Origin of the sequence: Listeria ivanovii subsp. londoniensis (assembly GCF_000763495.1) — a bacterium.
Taxonomy (GTDB): Bacteria; Bacillota; Bacilli; order Lactobacillales; family Listeriaceae; genus Listeria; species Listeria londoniensis.
The window spans coordinates 1,936,159-1,949,405 of record NZ_CP009576.1 but is presented as its reverse complement, the minus strand read 5'-3'; the positions used below and the strand labels follow the sequence as shown (position 1 = coordinate 1,949,405).

General features: G+C 37.8%; 15 protein-coding genes, 1 tRNA gene and 1 pseudogene. 10 read left to right on the top strand and 7 right to left on the bottom strand.

What is annotated here, in order from left to right; genetic code table 11:
• The first annotated feature begins 117 nt into the window (after positions 1-117).
• From JL53_RS15175 to JL53_RS09550, 4 genes are all read left to right on the top strand, one after another.
• The gene (locus tag JL53_RS15175; RefSeq protein WP_052010592.1) at positions 118-591 is read left to right on the top strand and encodes a MarR family winged helix-turn-helix transcriptional regulator; all 474 of its coding nucleotides are present in this window, start codon (positions 118-120) and stop codon (positions 589-591) included.
• A gap of 18 nt (positions 592-609) precedes the next feature.
• Positions 610-1,494 carry an SDR family oxidoreductase gene (locus JL53_RS09560; protein WP_038407495.1) on the top strand — a complete coding sequence of 295 codons (885 nt, stop codon included), beginning with the start codon at positions 610-612 and terminating at the stop codon, positions 1,492-1,494.
• 178 nt (positions 1,495-1,672) lie between these two features.
• Positions 1,673-2,194: a MarR family winged helix-turn-helix transcriptional regulator gene (locus JL53_RS09555; RefSeq protein ID WP_038407494.1), complete on the top strand. Its 522-nt coding sequence runs from the start codon at positions 1,673-1,675 to the stop codon at positions 2,192-2,194.
• Positions 2,195-2,197: 3 nt separating this feature from the next.
• Positions 2,198-2,560: a rhodanese-like domain-containing protein gene (locus JL53_RS09550; protein WP_003720015.1), complete on the top strand. Its 363-nt coding sequence runs from the start codon at positions 2,198-2,200 to the stop codon at positions 2,558-2,560.
• A gap of 41 nt (positions 2,561-2,601) precedes the next feature.
• Here the strand turns inward: JL53_RS09550 and JL53_RS09545 are convergent.
• The 5 genes from JL53_RS09545 to JL53_RS09525 form a co-directional block, all read right to left on the bottom strand.
• Positions 2,602-2,673, bottom strand: a tRNA-Arg gene (locus JL53_RS09545).
• A 117-nt stretch (positions 2,674-2,790) separates the two neighbouring features.
• On the bottom strand, positions 2,791-3,783 hold the full coding sequence (mreBH, locus tag JL53_RS09540) for a rod-share determining protein MreBH (protein WP_038407493.1): 993 nt from the start codon (positions 3,781-3,783) through the stop codon (positions 2,791-2,793).
• Positions 3,784-4,003: 220 nt separating this feature from the next.
• Complete coding sequence (locus tag JL53_RS09535; RefSeq protein ID WP_038407492.1) at positions 4,004-5,260, bottom strand: MDR family MFS transporter; 1,257 nt, start codon at positions 5,258-5,260, stop codon at positions 4,004-4,006.
• A 102-nt stretch (positions 5,261-5,362) separates the two neighbouring features.
• Positions 5,363-6,595, bottom strand: a complete 1,233-nt coding sequence (locus tag JL53_RS09530; RefSeq protein ID WP_038407491.1) for an aminopeptidase — start codon at positions 6,593-6,595, stop codon at positions 5,363-5,365.
• Positions 6,596-6,735: 140 nt separating this feature from the next.
• The gene (locus JL53_RS09525) at positions 6,736-7,182 is read right to left on the bottom strand and encodes a flavodoxin (RefSeq protein ID WP_038407490.1); all 447 of its coding nucleotides are present in this window, start codon (positions 7,180-7,182) and stop codon (positions 6,736-6,738) included.
• Positions 7,183-7,370: 188 nt separating this feature from the next.
• On the opposite strand from JL53_RS09525, the gene map reads away from it, so the two are divergent.
• Entirely contained in the window at positions 7,371-8,129 is a 759-nt protein-coding gene (gene map / locus JL53_RS09520; RefSeq protein WP_003720008.1) for a type I methionyl aminopeptidase, read from the top strand.
• A 117-nt stretch (positions 8,130-8,246) separates the two neighbouring features.
• Positions 8,247-9,053, top strand: coding sequence for an AAC(3) family N-acetyltransferase (locus JL53_RS09515; protein ID WP_038407489.1), 807 nt, complete (start codon positions 8,247-8,249; stop codon positions 9,051-9,053).
• Between the two features lie 21 nt (positions 9,054-9,074).
• On the opposite strand, the gene JL53_RS09510 is transcribed toward JL53_RS09515, so the two are convergent.
• A complete protein-coding gene (locus JL53_RS09510; RefSeq protein WP_038407488.1) occupies positions 9,075-9,296 on the bottom strand; it encodes a DUF1128 domain-containing protein in 222 nt (73 codons plus the stop codon).
• Between the two features lie 88 nt (positions 9,297-9,384).
• Here JL53_RS09510 and JL53_RS09505 point away from each other — a divergent pair, with 88 nt between their 5' ends.
• Positions 9,385-10,254 (top strand): YihY/virulence factor BrkB family protein, encoded by an 870-nt coding sequence (locus JL53_RS09505; protein WP_003720005.1) that lies wholly within the window; start codon positions 9,385-9,387, stop codon positions 10,252-10,254.
• Positions 10,255-10,279: 25 nt separating this feature from the next.
• Here JL53_RS09505 and JL53_RS09500 read toward each other — a convergent pair whose 3' ends face one another.
• On the bottom strand, positions 10,280-10,927 hold the full coding sequence (locus tag JL53_RS09500) for a deoxynucleoside kinase (RefSeq protein WP_038407487.1): 648 nt from the start codon (positions 10,925-10,927) through the stop codon (positions 10,280-10,282).
• A gap of 103 nt (positions 10,928-11,030) precedes the next feature.
• Here JL53_RS09500 and JL53_RS09495 point away from each other — a divergent pair, with 103 nt between their 5' ends.
• The 3 genes and pseudogenes from JL53_RS09495 to JL53_RS09485 form a co-directional block, all read left to right on the top strand.
• Positions 11,031-11,411 (top strand): OsmC family protein, encoded by a 381-nt coding sequence (locus tag JL53_RS09495; protein ID WP_003720003.1) that lies wholly within the window; start codon positions 11,031-11,033, stop codon positions 11,409-11,411.
• 64 nt (positions 11,412-11,475) lie between these two features.
• A complete protein-coding gene (gene rlmD, locus JL53_RS09490; RefSeq protein ID WP_003720002.1) occupies positions 11,476-12,855 on the top strand; it encodes a 23S rRNA (uracil(1939)-C(5))-methyltransferase RlmD in 1,380 nt (459 codons plus the stop codon).
• A 16-nt stretch (positions 12,856-12,871) separates the two neighbouring features.
• Positions 12,872-13,192: pseudogene (locus JL53_RS09485) on the top strand (VOC family protein); the annotation flags it as partial.
• Positions 13,193-13,247: the final 55 nt, after the last annotated feature.

Genomic DNA, 13,247 nt, shown 5'->3' with positions numbered 1-13,247 from the left:
ACGAAAATTATCAAGGAACCTTGACATTTTTGTTCGTTAGCACTAAAATAACATCAAGACTTCTTAATAAATATAACGAAAAATGGTTTGTCCAATAGAATCGAGGTGCGATTTGTAGTGCAAAAATATGCAGAAAAAATCTATGTTTTAGTGCATCGCTGTCATGAGCAATGTTTAAAATTAATGCGAGCGAGTAATTCTTCTAAGGAAGAATTAAACGAGATTGGCATTAACACGCGCCAAGGTATTATTTTAAAATATTTATTTGATGAAGATGGATTAACACAAAGAGAAATAACGAAGCGGCTGGAAATTACTTCTTCATCCAGTGGGGAACTTATTAGCAAATTAGAACAAGCTGGCTTTTTAGAAAAGCGGAAAAATTTGAACGATAAGCGTACGTTTAATTTATACCTTACTGAAAAAGGACACACACAGGCAAAAGAATATAAAGAAAGTGCAGTTATTGAATTAGAAGCGTGGGCAACAGAGCTAACGCAAGATGAAAAAGAGCAACTATTCCATCTGCTCGGAAAACTGAGTAATGGTTTAGAGAAACAAATCATACAAAGACAAATGGAAAAATTTTAACGTCGAAAGGAGAACATTATGCATGTATTTATAACAGGAGGGACAGGTTTTATCGGATCATTAGTAGTCAAAGAATTAATCGAAAAAGGAAATCAAGTTACTGGTTTGGCTCGTTCTGAAGAATCAGCGAAACTTTTAAATGACATGGGGGCTGAAATGTTAAGAGGAGAATTAACCGATTTAGAAGTCTTGAAAAAAGGAGCTATAGCAGCAGATGGCGTTATTCATATTGGGTTTTCGAATGATTTTAGCCAGTATGATCAAGCGGTAGAAATGGATTTACAAGCTGTAAGAGCGATCGGTTCTGTTCTCGAAAATACAGATAAACCGTTTATCAGTACAGGAGGAACATTAGGTATTTCCGGTTTAGGACGCCAAGGAACAGAAGCGGACCAACCACCTGTAGCTATGCCAAGAGGAGAATCTGAAAATGAAGTAATTGATTTAGCTAACAAAGGTGTTCGCTCAGCTGTTGTGCGTCTATCGCCTTGTGTTCATGATCTTGATAGGCACGGTCTGGCATCGATATTGGCACAAATTGCAGCAGAAAAAGGAACATCCGTTTACATTAACGAGGGAAATAATGTATGGCCAGCAACCCACCGGGCGGATGCAGCTCATTTATTTTGCTTGGCGCTTGAATCCGCACCAGCTGGGACGCGTCTAAATGGCGTGGCAGAAGAAGGGATTTCTATGAAAGAAATTGCTGAAACCATCGCGAAAAATCTTGATATTCCGGTAAAAAGTGTAACGAGTGAAGAAGCAGAAGACTATTTAGGCTGGTTTGCACTTTCAGCAGTTGCGGATAATCCAATGACTAGTATAATCACAAAAAAATTATTACAATGGAATCCTACTCATTCACCCCTAATCCAAGACATCAATGCTTTTTACCAAAAATAAACGGAAGCGGACCTCCCAAAGTTAGATTGCTACTCTAACCTTGGAGGTCTTATTATTTTTGCGAATATCCCCTTATATAGGGACTAATAAAATAGTTAATTATTGATTGACTTCTAAATTAAGATATGAGATACTATCAATATAGTTAGCCAGCTAATCAAATTAAAGGAGCTTGTTTATGGATAATTATTCTTTTGTCGATCGACCAAGTAACCAACGAATTCAACTAATGAATGATGTTTCTGAGGAAGATGCGATAATCACCGAATTATTCCTGGATTTTCAATGGACCTATCGGAATATGCAAAAAGTCTATGATGATGTGCTTGATAAAAATAATTTAAGCGAATCGAGATTCATCATTCTAATGTTCTTAAAGCGAGCACAAAATCAGGAGCTATTGCCCTCTGTCATCGCGGAGAAACTAGGGGCAACTCGTGCGACGGTTAGTAAATTATTAAAGGCAATGGAACTAAAGGGCTGGATTGCAAAAAAAACTTCCACGGTGGATAAGCGCGCTATCCCTGTCCAACTAACAGAAGCAGGAATGAACATATTAGAGGACTTTTTACCAATCAACTTTCAAACGGTACATCAATTGTTTGATCAACTAACTCTGGAAGAAATGCAACAATTTTCATATTTACTTAAAAAAATAAAACAGGGTACTGCAAATGCAACCCAGGAAATGGAGCAATAACGAATGCAAACAAAGAAAATCGAATTATTAGAAACTTATTTGAGCTTATATATCAACCACTTTACAGTTTTAGAAAGCCTCGGAAAAGAAAATTCCCGTTATGTCGTTCTAGATGTTCGTAATGCCCCAGCACACATCAAAAAAGACCAAATCAAGGGTGCCATCGCTATGCCAGCAAAAGATTTAGCCAATCACTTAAATCAATTAGACAAAAATAAAATTTATGTTGTTTATGATTGGACTGGTGGAACAACTCTAGGCAAAGAAGCTTTACTTATTCTCCTTTCCGCTGATTTTGAAGCCTATGAATTAGCCGGTGCTCTCGAAGGATGGAAAGGCATGAATTTACCAATTGAAATATTATAAATAAAAACTGTATACCTTCCAATAAGGTATACAGGATAAAATGTCCCCTGCAGGAATCGAACCTGCACTTAATCCTTAGGAGGGATTCGTAATATCCGTTTTACTAAGGGGACTTGTATGTAATTAATAACACGCGATAGTTGTAATTTTACCAGAAATAAGCGGTTTGAGCAAGATAAATAAGCAGTTGGGCTGGCGCTAAATGCTGGCTCAACTGCTTATTTACTATTTTAATTTTTCGAAAGTTTATCTGCGAAGACAAGTGATTTGCCGGTTCCGATTGCAACAGATTCAAGGGGACTCGGAGCCATATGTACAGGGACATCAATTTCTTCGACAAGCCAGTCGCGGAAACCTTGAAGAAGAGAGCCGCCACCACTTAAAATAATGCCACGGTCTACAATATCACCACTTAATTCAGGAGGGCACATTTCGAGCGTGTTACGAATCGCTTCGAGGATACGCTGCAATGTCTCAGAAAGAGCACTTTGGATTTCTGTAGAACTTACTTGAACCGTTTGTGGTAAACCAGTAAGTAAATCACGTCCACGAATTTCTGCTGTCTTTGTCACATGTTCAACCGGTGCATATCCAAGTTCCATTTTAATTCGTTCAGCAGTTGATTGACCAATTAAAAGATTGTAGTTTTTACGGATGTACTGGATAATTTCTTCGTCCATATGGTCACCACCAGTACGGATAGATGTACTAGAAACAACCCCACCATAAGAAATAATCGCCACTTCACTTGTGCCACCGCCGATATCGACAATCACATTTGCCACTGGTTCTGCTACCGGTAAATCAGCTCCAATCGCTGCGGCAACAGGTTCTTCAATTAAAACAACTGAACGTGCGCCAGTCGATCTAACCGCGTCTGAAATTGCCCGACGTTCTACCGATGTTGCGCCAGTTGGAGTACAAACAACGACATTTGGTTTTTTAATTCCACTAGTAGAAATTCTCCGCATAATTTCCCGCAGCAACCCACTAGTTAAATCAAAATCAGCAATAACTCCATCTTTCATCGGTCTTACAGCAGAAATTGAAGTGGGGGTTTTCCCAATCATTTCTTTTGCTTCATGACCAATCGCAAGCACTGTGCCATCATTCGTATTAAGCGCAACGACAGATGGTTCATTCAAAATAATACCTTTGTCCTTGCTGTAAACTAAAATATTCGCAGTACCTAAATCAATTCCAATAGTTGTTGTTCCAAACATTCCTACACCTAACTTTCTATATAAAAATAACAAGCAGATTCTAGGTGTACAAGTACCAGTATAGTCTTTTTTCCTCTAATATGCCTTGTTTAAACAAATATGACATAAAAAGGTAATTTAATCGCCGGAAAGTAGACGTTTTCAGGAGCTTTCGTAAAAAAAACGTAAAAAAAGTAATCAAATAAAAAGCGATTACCTATAAAAGATAATCGCTTTTTCGCTAAGCTTGGCGCTGTTTTTCGAATTCTGCATACATATAAAAATAAATAAACCCACTAATTAAAGCCAAAATACCAATAATTACAAAAGTGGAGGTGTAACCAATTAATGCCGCAAGTGTAATCGCAAGTGGCGCAATCACTTTACCAAGCGTATAGCGTAATCCGGCCGCCGAGAAATACATTGCTCGTTTGTCTTCTGGAGCTAGTTGTGAAACAAAATTTTGTTGTAAACCAACTGTCATCAATTCCGCAAAGCTAAAGAGAATAATCGCACAAATAGCTCCCCATGGACCAGTTGAAATTCCAAACAGGAAAATCGCAATTGCGTAAAGGAACGAAGAATTCATAAAGACAAATTTTTCTCTAAAATGACTCATCCAACGAGTTACAACGACCGTCAGTGCAGCGACGAAAAAACCGTTGATGGAGACGATAACACCGAACAGTTGCTCACCAGTGAAATGGAATGTGAAAAGGTCAGAAGCACCAATCACTTCTTTAATATAAAGCGGGAAGAGTAAATCCAGTTGCATAAAGGACTGGGAAATTATAATTCCAGCAATAATGTACAAGAAGAAGATTTTATCTTTAAAAATAACTTGATAGTTTTTCAATTGTTCGATTAATACTGTGCCAATGCTTTTTCGAATAGCATCTTTCTTAAGCACAGGATTAATTACCAATGGCGCGGTTTCATGGCCGAATTTTTGTAATAAAAATAGAAGCAATAAATCAGCGCAAACAATAGCGAGTAATGTTTCTGTCGTAAAATTATAAAATAAAACAGAGCCGAGAATAGGACCTATAACAACAGCGATGTTCACCATCATGTAAAAAACAGAATAAATATGTGTCCGATGTTCTGGTGGAACGACATCAGCAATCATTGCTTGGCTAGCTGGTTGATAAAACGCCATAAAAACACTCGCAATTGTAAATCCAGCAAAACTTAAGTAAGGTGAATCGACTATATGAAGTGCACCAATCGCAAATACAAGAAAGCCAAATCCTTCACCAATAACAGAAATACTCATCATTCGCTTTCGACCAAAGTTATCCGCAAAGTATCCACCAAGAAGTGCAGTGAAAACGGCCAAAATTTGCGACACAATGAGCAAAACACTGGTGAGTTCGCGTCCAATGCTTTCCGAAAAGTAAATTGTTAAGAAGGGGAAGACCATCCAAAAAGAAATATCGAGTAGTGCTTCCCCAAAAAGCCTTACTTTTAAATTGATGTCCCATGTTTTAAACTTCATCTATATGCACCACACTTTCTATCATAAAAATTAACAAACGAAAACCCTTGAAAGCATCATGCTCAAGGGTTTTACGCAAAAGGTATAAGTTTTAAAAAAGGATTAGAACGCCCAGTCACCATTACGGAAAACAGGAACAACTTCACCAGATTCGGTTACACCATCGATGTCCATTTTAGAAGAACCAATCATGAAGTCCACATGGGTTAAACTATTATTAACACCAGCTGCTTCTAATTCTTCCCGAGACATTTCTTCGCCACCTTTTACATTAAATGCATACGCACTGCCGATTGCTAAGTGGTTCGATGCATTTTCATCAAACAGGGTGTTATAGAACAAAATGCCAGATTGGGAGATAGGGGAAGGGTCTGGTACTAATGCTACTTCTCCTAAATAATGGGAACCTTCATCTGTAGCAATTAAATCTTTTAAAATTTCTTCACCAGACGCAGCTTCTACTCCCACAATACGACCTTTTTCGAAAGTGATTTTGAAGTCATCAATAATATTTCCTGCATAACTAAGTGGTTTGGTGCTAGAAACATAGCCTTCCACTTTTAGTTTGTCTGCACAACAGAATACTTCTTCTGTCGGCATGTTCGCCATGAATTCATGTCCTTTTTTATTCTTACTACCAGCGCCAACCCAAAGATGGTTTTTCGGAAGACCAATGGTAAGATCGGTTCCAGGAGCTGTATAATGTAAAGAAGTAAATTGTTTTTCATTTAAACTGTCCGCTTTAGCAGCCAGTGTTCTGTCGTGATTTTTCCAAGTTTCTACGGGATTATCGGTATTGATTCTCGTTGTTTCAAAAATAGCTTCCCAAAGTGTTGCCATCTGCTCTTCTGGAGTTAAATCTGGGAAAACTTTTGCAGCCCAGCCCTCAGAAGCCGCTGCGACAACCGTCCAGCTTACTACATTGGCTTGCATTAACTCGCGAAACTCACTCATTGCCGCGCCCATTGTTTTTTGGAATGTGGAGATTTTGTTGCTATCAACCCCATTAAGGATATCAGGGTCATCAGAAGTAATCGAAATAAAACAAGCGCCTTCTTTAGCAAGTTCTGTTTTTTCAGCAACCCGGTGAAGCGGCGCGTTTTCAAAAACACGCATTGGAGCATTTTTATAACGTAAAGCGCCTAATACTTCATCGCGCCAATCCATAATAACGTCTTCTGCACCAACTTCAAAGGCATACTTTGAAATAAGTCTTACAAGTGGGGCAGCATCAACTGGAGCCATAATTACCACTTTCTGTTCAGGTTGTACATTTACACCAACTTTTACAATCAATTCTGCATACTTTTCTAATTTTTCACTAAATACGGTCATAATTAATCACTCCAATCTTTTTATTCAATACGAGAATTGTATCTCAATTAATGTGGTAAAGCAACCATTGTACGGTGCTTTTTGCTAAATTTAATTTTTACTAATAAAAACAAGCACTCCGAGGAATGCCTGTCTGAAATTTATCCTTTTAATGCGTCAACAAATGTTTTTGCATAGCTTTCGGCGCGAACTACATCTTCTTCGTCAGGATCAAGATCTACTTTTAAACCAGCAACTGGAACGATAGCACCTTGTTCTTTTAGACGAGTTTCAACTAAATCAACGGTTAAACAATATTCATCATAAAAAGTATCGCCTGAGCCAAATGAAGCACAAACTTTGCCGCTAAAATCAACATCAGCCATATCTTCATAAAAATCAACAAATTCATCTGGAAGTTGCCCATCATCGTAAGTATAGCCACCGATTAATGCACCATCATATTCCAGTAAATCTTCTGGATCAACCGAGATACATTCTTCAATTTCCACTTCAATATCATATTTTTCTAATTCTTCTCCTAGAATATCGGCAATTTCTTGTGTGTTACCAGTCATGCTGGCATAAACGATCATTACTTTTGTCATTTTGCATCACCATTTTCTGAAAATTTTATTGTTTAAAATGGCACAAACCAGTCCACCATTTTTTAACTGATACATTCTATTATAAATGTCTTCAGAAAAACTGCAACCTTTTTTCCAGATTACTTTATTTCTAAGGGGTTTCGGGATATAATAGGAGATAGTGGAAATTTTAGGAGGGAAATAACGAAATGATTACACTTAAATCAAGACGCGAAATTGATGAGATGAAAGAAGCAGGAAAAATTTTAGCAAACACACATAAAGAAATTAAAAAAATCATTAAACCTGGTATCACTACTTGGGATTTAGAAGTTTTTACCGAAGAATATTTACGTAAAAATGGAGCAACTCCTGAGCAAAAAGGTTTTGAAGGATATGAGTATGCGATTTGTGCCAGTATCAATGACGAAATTTGTCATGGTTTCCCCCGCAAACAAAAACTAAATGAAGGCGACATTGTCACGGTAGATATGGTTGTTAACTATCGCGGGGCCCTTGCTGATTCTGCTTGGACTTATGCAGTTGGCGAAATTCCAGATGATGTAAAGCATTTAATGGATGTAACGCATAAAGCACTTTATTTAGGAATTGAACAAGCCCAGGTTGGCTCAAGAATTGGCGATATCGGTCATGCGATTCAAACGTATGTAGAAGCGGAAAATCTTGCGGTTGTTCGAGAATTTATTGGTCACGGGGTTGGACCAACGTTACATGAAAAACCAGATGTACCTCATTTTGGTGCTGCTGGAAAAGGGCCACGTTTAAAAGAAGGTATGGTTATTACTATCGAACCAATGGTCAACATGGGAGCATGGAAAGCGAAAATGGACGACAATGGCTGGACTGCGAGAACAGTGGATGGTTCGCTTTCGGCTCAGTATGAACATACACTTGCAATTACAAAAGATGGCCCAGAAATTTTAACATATCAAGGTGAAAATGATTAATTAACATGGTTGGCCAGATGCATTTAGAACAAAATTCAAGTAAATTCGCTTATACCGAGGTTACTTAGATTGTTTTTTTCTATGTATCTGGTTTTATTTTTTAGGTGGTGAAAGCTCGTGGGAGAAAAAATGGCCATTTGGCGGACAAAAAAACCATACACAACGAAAAAAATTGTATCAGATCTCGAGCGTGTTGGAATAGCGAAAGGAGATACGATTATTTTTCATGCTTCCATGTCAAAGGCACATTGGATTTGTGGCGGGGCAGTAGCGGTTATTTTGGCACTTCAAGAAGCGGTCGGTGAAAACGGTAATATTGTAATGCCAGCACAAACAGGGCAATTAACTGATCCAGCTAAGTGGGAAAATCCGCCAGTTCCAGAAAGTTGGTGGAAAATTATCCGAGCGGAAACACCACCATTTGATCCATTCGTAACACCAACTAGAGGAATGGGAGTTATTGCAGAAACTTTTCGATCGATGCCTGATGTGTCACGAAGTTTTCATCCATACCATTCTTTTTGTGCTTGGGGTAAAGATAAAAGATGGATAGTACATAACCAACCACTTGCAGAGAGCTTAGGAGATGATTCGCCTCTAGGAAAGTTATATCAACTTTCGGCAAAAATTATTCTGTTTGGCGTAGATAACAATAACAATACATCACTGCATTTGGCAGAAGAACGATCGAATGTTTTCCCGCTGGTGGAAAATCAAGCCGCTTTTTTAAAGAATGGTGCTATTATCTGGAAAAAGTATCAAGAAATTGACTATGATAGTGAAGCCTTTATCGCGCTAGGTCGAGCCTATGAAAAAGAAATGGATTTTCATCCGACAACGGTTGCAGGTGCACCAACCAAAATTTATGCTATGCGTAGTTTAATTGATTTTGGAACCCATTATTTTCAAACAAAAAACCACTGATAAAGTGGCTGCAATTTGTTTTTATTTTCTAATCCGGCGAAGCTCTTCGGCAAATAATTGCATTTCGCGCGGGCTAAAATTTGATTTACGTTTAATTAGCTGATAAATCTCAGTAAGTGCGTTATAATCAACAGAGTCAAGTGAGATATTTTCAAAAACGCCAACATTTACCATTTTTAATTTAGTCGTGATTTCGGTTAACATAAAATTCAAGTTTTCCTGTGAAGGGGTTTCAAGATTCATCTGTTTGCTCCTTTCAAACTAATAGACAAAATTTTACCATAATAGCGGGAAAACTTCCAGATGAATGACTAGGAAAGGAGCAATATACGTGTGGAATAAAACAGTCAAGCATGTAAAACAAAGTAGCATTTTTCAAGTTGGGCAAACAGTAACTGGAAGAGTTGGTCAAAATGATGTATCTGGAAACGCCGCACAATTAGCATACTATATGTTATTTTCGATTTTCCCAATGATGTTAATTGCTGCTACTTTGCTCGCTTACATGCATATTGACAAAGATTCTGTTTTTAATATGTTAAAAGAATTTGCACCAGAGCAGATTTTAGATTTCTTAGAAGAAAATTTAAATAACTTACTAACCCAGAAAAATGGGGGATTGCTTTCAATCGGGATTATTGCGACTCTATGGTCAGCTTCTAATGGAATGAATGCCGTAATGAAATCGCTCAATAAAGCATATGGTGTGACAAATAAACGTAATTATGTGATGCAGCGATTGTTGTCAATGCTTTTCACACTTGCAATGCTGGCGACAGTTGGAGCAACCTTGCTATTAATCGTATTTGGGCAACAAATTGGCTTATTTCTAATTAACCATTTAAATTTCTCGGAAGATTTTCTTGATTTTTGGAATAATCTTCGGTGGACCGTTACTTTAATTGTTATTTTCGTTGTATTTACCTTTTTATATTGGGTCGCGCCAAATAGGCGTAGTACGTTAATTAGTGTGCTTCCAGGAGCTATATTTTCAACGGTTGGTTGGACTATCGCATCGGTTGGCTTTGCTTATTATGTTAATAACTTCGCCAATTATTCAGCAACTTATGGTAGTATCGGGGTCATTATCATTTTGATGTTATGGTTTTATTTAACTGGAATTATTCTTATGGTTGGTGGGGAGTTAAATGCAACCCTCGCAATTAGGAAAAAGAAAAGGCAATTAGGAGAAATAAATTAAAACGCTAAAACAGCAAAAGCCTGTTTTAGCGTTTTAATTTATGGTGGATTAACTGCATCACATATTCGGCGTCTTTCGAATCATTAATGTCGATTTCGTCAATATTAATGACAAGCGTATCACTTTTATCATAAGACTCGAACCAACTGTCATAGCGGCTATGAAGCTGTTTATAATAATCAAGTAACCCTGGATTTTCTTGAACCTGTTCATAAGGACGTCCACGCAATGAAATTCGTTTTAAAACGGTATCTAAATTCCCACGCAAATAAATCAGTAAGTCAGGCGCTTTCTTTGGCATAAAAGTAAGCTCTTCCATCATATTATCTAGTAAATCAAGGTACGTATCCATTTCTGGTTTAGAAATGTTACCTTCTTCATAATTTATTTGTGTGAAAAGTGCATCTTCATAAATGCTTCGATCCAGCACATTATTTTGATCAGTTAACGCAGCTTTTATACTACGAAAACGCGTATTTAAAAAATAAATTTGCAAGGCAAAGGCCCATCTTTTTGGATCAGCATAAAATAGCTCCAAAATCCGGTTATCTTGGATGCTTTCATAAAACGCCTTTGTACCAAGCTCACGCGCGATTAGTTCTGTATAACTACTCTTACCAGCACCAATCATTCCTGCTAAAACAATCACGTTTTTTTCTACTCCTTCCGTCATGAGAGTAGCCTCCTTTTTGGGCCGACTATTCATTCATTATACTACTAATTTGCTTAATAAGGATATTTTTTGTACGATAAGAGAGAAGAAATGAGGGATTAGTATGACAAAACCATTAAAGCTAGTTTATACTGAAAATGGCTTCGACACAGGGGAGTTTTTAATTGATGAAAATAAGACTGGTTATTCACCTGCCGACCTAATGTTAATGTCAATAGCAGGTTGTAGCGCCATCGTTTTTCGAAATATTTTACGGAAAAAGCGGATTGGTTTTACAGACTTATGGATAGACGCAACGATGGAACGCATCCCAGAAGAAGAAAATCGTATACATGCTATCCATCTTCATTTTAAAATAACTGGTACTGATTTAAATCCTCAAGTATTAGAAAAAGTATTAAAACTAACACCCAAATACTGTTCGATGATTCGTTCTGTAGAAAATAGCATCATTGTCGATGAAAGTCTTGAAATCATGCCATAAACTACTGACAACTCGCTGTTTTTTTGTTAGTATTAATGAAGACTTGGAATGATGGAGGAAAATAATGAATCAAAATCCAGTAGAAGAAGGACAAAAATTCCCACTAACGATTAGACGTATGGGAATCAACGGGGAAGGAATCGGCTACTTTAAAAAAGCAGTCGTATTTGTACCTGGTGCAATTACCGGCGAAGAGGTAGTGGTAGAAGCAGTCAAAGTTCGGGACCGTTTTACCGAAGCAAAAATTAATAAAATTCGCAAAAAATCTCCTAACCGAGTTACCGCACCATGCCCAGTATATGAGGCGTGTGGCGGATGCCAGCTCCAACATGTGGCCTATAGTGCTCAACTTGAATTAAAACGAGATATAGTAATTCAATCAATCGAAAAACATACGAAAATTGATCCGCAAAAATTAAACATCCGTGCTACTATCGGCATGGAAGACCCTTGGCGTTACCGTAATAAAAGTCAGTTTCAAACACGTTTAGTTGGTAGTGGCCAAGTAGAAACAGGTTTATTTGGAGTGAATTCGCACCAATTAGTACCAATTGAAGATTGTATCGTTCAGCAACCTGTGACAATTAAAGTTACTAATTTTGTTCGTGATTTGCTCGAAAAATATGGCGTTCCGATTTACGACGAAAAAGCAGGCAGTGGAATTGTCCGGACGCTTGTTGTTCGAACAGGTGTCAAAACCGGCGAAACCCAACTTGTTTTCATTACAAATAGTAAAAAACTACCAAAAAAACGTGAAATGCTTGCAGAAATCGAAGCAGCTTTACCAGAAGTTACCTCGATTATGCAAAATGTTAACCAAGCTAAATCTTCTATCATTTTTGGCGAAGAAACATTTCTGTTAGCAGGAAAAGAAAGCATTCATGAAAAATTAATGGAACTGGAATTCGACCTATCTGCCCGTGCCTTTTTCCAATTAAACCCGTTCCAAACCGAACGACTTTATCAAGAAGTAGAAAAAGCACTCGTACTTACTGGCAGTGAAACTTTAGTCGATGCTTATTGTGGTGTCGGAACGATTGGTCAAGCATTTGCATCAAAAGTAAAAGAAGTTCGCGGCATGGACACTATTCCAGAATCAATTGAAGACGCTAAACGAAACGCCGAAAAAAATGGTCTAGAAAATGTCTACTATGAAGTCGGAAAGGCAGAAGAGGTTTTTCCAAAATGGATGAAAGAAGGCTTCAAACCAGACGCCGTAATTGTCGATCCACCAAGAAGTGGCTGTGATCAAGGCTTGATTGGGTCATTACTACAAGCAGAAGCAAAACAACTCGTCTATGTTTCTTGTAATCCGTCAACACTCGCACGTGACTTAGCTTTACTTGCTAAAAAGTATCGTGTACGTTACATGCAACCCGTCGATATGTTCCCGCAAACAGCACATGTGGAAACAGTGGTGCTTTTAGAACTGAAAACCAACTAAAAGAATGAGGTGTTTTTTGGTCTCCGGATTAAGTCACATCACTTTAGTCGTGCAAGATTTAGAAAGAACTACCACTTTTTTAAAGAATATTTTTGATGCGGAAGAAATTTATGCAAGTGGAGAAGTAACTTTTTCTCTGTCCAAAGAAAAATTCTTCCTGATTGCAGGCTTATGGGTCTGTATTATGGAAGGTGATTCGCTGCAAGAACGAACCTATAATCATATTGCTTTCGAAATTCAAGCTGAGGAAATAGAAAAATATCTCCAAAGAATAGAGACTGTTGGTGCAGAAATAAGACCAGCCCGCACTCGAGTTGCTGGAGAAGGGCATTCGATTTAACTTTAAAACAAGAATGGGAATAATTGATTCAGGCTGACCGGGCTATCGAAAC

Bases quoted from the DNA above. Each gene is read 5' to 3' on its own strand.
- JL53_RS09550 (WP_003720015.1), top strand. From the start codon at position 2,198: ATGCAAACAAAGAAAATCGAATTATTAGAAACTTATTTGAGCTTATAT.
- JL53_RS09560 (WP_038407495.1), top strand. From the start codon at position 610: ATGCATGTATTTATAACAGGAGGGACAGGTTTTATCGGATCATTAGTA.
- JL53_RS09555 (WP_038407494.1), top strand. From the start codon at position 1,673: ATGGATAATTATTCTTTTGTCGATCGACCAAGTAACCAACGAATTCAA.
- rlmD (WP_003720002.1), top strand. From the start codon at position 11,476: ATGAATCAAAATCCAGTAGAAGAAGGACAAAAATTCCCACTAACGATT.
- JL53_RS09500 (WP_038407487.1), bottom strand. From the start codon at position 10,927: ATGACGGAAGGAGTAGAAAAAAACGTGATTGTTTTAGCAGGAATGATT.
- JL53_RS09535 (WP_038407492.1), bottom strand. From the start codon at position 5,260: ATGAAGTTTAAAACATGGGACATCAATTTAAAAGTAAGGCTTTTTGGG.
- map (WP_003720008.1), top strand. From the start codon at position 7,371: ATGATTACACTTAAATCAAGACGCGAAATTGATGAGATGAAAGAAGCA.
- JL53_RS09510 (WP_038407488.1), bottom strand. From the start codon at position 9,296: ATGAATCTTGAAACCCCTTCACAGGAAAACTTGAATTTTATGTTAACC.
- JL53_RS09495 (WP_003720003.1), top strand. From the start codon at position 11,031: ATGACAAAACCATTAAAGCTAGTTTATACTGAAAATGGCTTCGACACA.
- JL53_RS09530 (WP_038407491.1), bottom strand. From the start codon at position 6,595: ATGACCGTATTTAGTGAAAAATTAGAAAAGTATGCAGAATTGATTGTA.
- JL53_RS09525 (WP_038407490.1), bottom strand. From the start codon at position 7,182: ATGACAAAAGTAATGATCGTTTATGCCAGCATGACTGGTAACACACAA.
- mreBH (WP_038407493.1), bottom strand. From the start codon at position 3,783: ATGTTTGGAACAACAACTATTGGAATTGATTTAGGTACTGCGAATATT.